Source organism: uncultured Treponema sp. (genome assembly GCF_946187725.1).
In the GTDB taxonomy this organism is placed as follows: domain Bacteria; phylum Spirochaetota; class Spirochaetia; order Treponematales; family Treponemataceae; genus Treponema_D.
The window spans coordinates 1-3,513 of the sequence record NZ_CAMHSK010000077.1; the positions used below are offsets into that span (position 1 = coordinate 1).

Below are 3,513 nucleotides of genomic sequence, written 5' to 3' on the forward strand. Positions count from 1 at the left end.
AGCAACAAAACAAGAATCCGCAATAAAAATGCTTTCCCGCATGTGCACAGGAAAGCATTTGTGGATTTATCCAAGTCAAAAATTTTCAGTTTTCCGTTTTCAACTTTCAACTTGCGCTGTTTCTAGTTCTTCTTTGAGGGTAAGAACCTGTTCCAGCGGGAGAGAGCAGCATTGAGCAATTTCTTCATCCGAAAGTTTATTGAGCTTTAGCAAGTTTCGTGCATTGGTGATTTTTGCAGATTCTTCACCTTCTTCGAATGAAATCTGCTTCTGCACTTTTACAAACATCTCCTCATCCCATTCATCGAAAATCATGGACTGTTCCTCCTTGCTCAGGTTGTTGAAATAGCCGGCGAGAACACTGCCGTTCCTGCACTGCTCAAGTGCGTAATGCAGCGGATTCTCAACGCCTTTATTTCTTCCAATTCTAACATACTCCGTAAAGTCTGAAAAAGCAAGGAGTGCCTCGCATTTTTTGAGGATAGGATGATTTGCGCTCCTGTTGATGTTGTAGACTTTAACGGTCAAGTCCAGCGTGAGCGAGTCGGGCAAATCCAGTTTTGAATCCTTCAGCTTGATGAAGGCGTCTGAAAGCCTCATCGTCTTTTCCTGCGGAAACGGATCATCGCCGTTGTAGAAGACATAGCACTCCGGGCGGGGGAGCTTGATTTCCTTAGTGTTGTACTTGTCGTTCTTGTCGAAAAATCTGTTGTAGTGCGCGACAAGGTACTCAAGACACCGGAACGGCATGTTGTTGTTCACCGTGCTCTGGTGCTCTGCAAGCACGACGATACAGCCGTTAATTTCCATAGAAACATCATTCTCAATATCCCGGTAAATCACATTTTCCAGCGTGACTGGCTCAATCGGAACCTCGCCGATTTTAAAGTCCGTGCCGTGAATCGCATTGTAGAGCGAAAGAAAATGTTCCTTCGCATTGATGTTCCGCCCGAACATGTTCACGAAAAGTGAACTCTTGAAATCCCGCTTCTGGGGAGTTGCTTTTTCCTGTACCATAAAATGAACCTCATTTGAAAATAAATCTGTGCATGGAGAATTTTTCCACGCACATATGTATTTCCAAAATTTTTCCATTTTTGGCAATCTAAATGCAATTTTTTTGAAAAAAGTTAAAAAAAATTGCCACACGGATGTGGCGAAGAGCAATTATATCGCAAGAATTTTCAGAATGGAACTTCTTGTCACGACATGGATGTCGCAAAAGTCAGAAACTTACAAAAAATTTTTCTGTATCACGAAAAAGTCGGGCACGGCTATGGAGCGGTGGCGTAGCCAGCCACTGGACTGAGGAGCGAATGAAATGAGTGACGAGGGAAGAGGCCGAGGGTGACCGAGCCGCGGAACAGCCGCAGCAAGTGGATTGCCCCCCTCACCTCTACATGAAATTTATTTTGCAGCCTCAAAAATAATGTCTAGGAAGAAGACCGCCGCCAAAATCCATGTGACGAGCGGGATTTCTTTTGTTTTTCGGGCAACGAGCTTACACAAAACATAGCTGATGATACCGAAAACGATACCTTTTGAGATTGAGTATGAGAACGGCATCGCAATGATTGTAATAAATGAAGGAATTCCTTCGGAAATATCGGTGAAGTCGATTCCCATTACAGAGCGCATCATCAAGAATCCGACGAAAATCAAAGCCGGAGCTGTGGCTGCTGATGGAATGAGAGCAAAAAGCGGGCTGAGGAAAAGTGCGACAAGGAAAAGCAAGGCTGTTACGACCGAAGCCAAGCCTGTTCGTGCTCCTGCGGCAACTCCTGAAGAGCTTTCAACGAAGCTTGTGACTGTTGAAGTTCCCAAACATGCGCCGACGACTGTACCGACTGCATCAGAAAGAAGCGCGCCCTTTGCGTTCACGATGTTTCCTTCTTTATCTTTCAGATTTGCCTGCTCTGCAACGCCAAGCAATGTACCGATTGTGTCGAACAAGTCTGTGAAAAGGAATGTGAAGAATACAACGAAGAATTTGATTGTAAGGATGCTGCCCCACTCAAATTTGAACAAATAAGGAGCTTCTGGGGTTGAGAACGGCACGAAATCTTTTGGAATTGAAGTAACTCCGAACGGAATTCCAATGATTGTCGTGATGATGATTCCAACCAGAATTGAACCTGGAACTTTGAGCGTATACAAAACAACTGTGATTGCAAGGCCGAGCATTGCTACGATTGCAGAGGCATGTTTCAAATCAAAATTAACGAAACCAACCAAAGTGCCTGTGTCGTTAGCGACGATGCCTGCATTTGCAAGACCAATCAATGTGATGAACAAACCGATTCCGACAGCGACAGCCTTTCGCAAATTGAGCGGAATAGACTTGATGATTGCTTCTCGGATTCCAAAAACAGAAAGCAGAATGAAAAGAATGCCTTCAACCAAGACAGCTGTAAGAGCAAAAGCCGGAGTGCAGCCCATTCCCAAAACAACTGTGTAAGTAAAGAATGCGTTCAAGCCCAGGCCCGGTGCAAGTGCGACAGGAAGATTTGCACAGAAAGCCATGACCAATGTTGCGATTGCTGCAGAAACAGCTGTTGCCGTGAACAGTGCGCCCCATTCCAAGCCCGCACCAGAGAGAATTCCTGGATTGACGGCAAGAATGTAAGACATAGCGAGGAAGGTTGTGATACCGCCGACAATTTCTCGGCTAACGGTTGTTCCACGCTCCTGCAATTTGAAAAGTTTGTCCATAAAAGGTACCCCCAAAAATATCATTTAGTATAATGAAATGGTAAAAAAGTTCATACAGGCGATTACAATATAAAATAACTTTAGTTATAATTAAAAAAACCGATAATTAAACAAAATACCAAATGTGAAAAGATTTTTTTGGGGGAAATATATGAAAAAAACATTGTTTGTTCTTGCCGCAGCTGCCGTAACAGCACAGGTTTTTGCTTTCGATCCAGAAGCAGCACTCAAACCTGCAACATCAGTTGGCGAATACACAAAGATTGACTATCAGATTACAGAAAAATTCGGTGACTATTACCGCTCACCACGGGCAAAATATGTCCACAACTTCGATTCTACAGGCCGCGAGACTGAGGCTACTGAGCTTACAAGCAAGGACGCTCTCGTTGACCACATCACATACAAATACGAAGGTGATAATCTTGTTGAAAGAGTCTGCACTGATGCCGACGGAAAAATCTCATGGAAAATGACAACAGTTTATGAGAACGGAAACAAAGTCGAGGAATCAGAATACAACGCAGTCAACACACTCACAAACAAAACAATCTGGAAATATAACGGAAATCAGATTGACGAGTCTTATTACAATGCTGACGGCGCACTTCTTTCAAAAATCATCACAAAAAATGATGACCAGAACAGAGTTTCTGAAATCGCTCAGTATGCGGCTCAAGGAAATCTTGAGGAAAAGGCAATTTACACTTACAACGACGCAGGAAAACTTTCAGAAATTTCCTATATTAACACATCTGGAAATCAGAGCCGAAAAGTCGTATATCGATTCGACGCATCTTA

4 protein-coding genes are annotated in these 3,513 nt (G+C 43.5%); 2 read left to right on the top strand and 2 right to left on the bottom strand.

What is annotated here, in order from left to right:
- Positions 1-99: 99 nt before the first annotated feature.
- Entirely contained in the window at positions 100-1,017 is a 918-nt protein-coding gene (locus tag Q0Q74_RS14125; protein WP_294431910.1) for an Rpn family recombination-promoting nuclease/putative transposase, read from the bottom strand.
- A gap of 103 nt (positions 1,018-1,120) precedes the next feature.
- On the opposite strand from Q0Q74_RS14125, the gene Q0Q74_RS14130 reads away from it, so the two are divergent.
- Entirely contained in the window at positions 1,121-1,309 is a 189-nt protein-coding gene (locus Q0Q74_RS14130) for a hypothetical protein (RefSeq protein ID WP_294431912.1), read from the top strand.
- Positions 1,310-1,407: 98 nt separating this feature from the next.
- On the opposite strand, the gene Q0Q74_RS14135 is transcribed toward Q0Q74_RS14130, so the two are convergent.
- Positions 1,408-2,712, bottom strand: a complete 1,305-nt coding sequence (locus Q0Q74_RS14135) for an NCS2 family permease (RefSeq protein WP_294431913.1) — start codon at positions 2,710-2,712, stop codon at positions 1,408-1,410.
- A 151-nt stretch (positions 2,713-2,863) separates the two neighbouring features.
- On the opposite strand from Q0Q74_RS14135, the gene Q0Q74_RS14140 reads away from it, so the two are divergent.
- Positions 2,864-3,513: hypothetical protein (locus Q0Q74_RS14140; protein ID WP_294431915.1), on the top strand; the 650-nt coding region annotated here is incomplete at its 3' end.

What these genes read in the sequence shown, in the direction of transcription:
- Q0Q74_RS14125 (WP_294431910.1), bottom strand. Translation starts at nt 1,017, where the DNA reads ATGGTACAGGAAAAAGCAACTCCCCAGAAGCGGGATTTCAAGAGTTCA.
- Q0Q74_RS14135 (WP_294431913.1), bottom strand. Translation starts at nt 2,712, where the DNA reads ATGGACAAACTTTTCAAATTGCAGGAGCGTGGAACAACCGTTAGCCGA.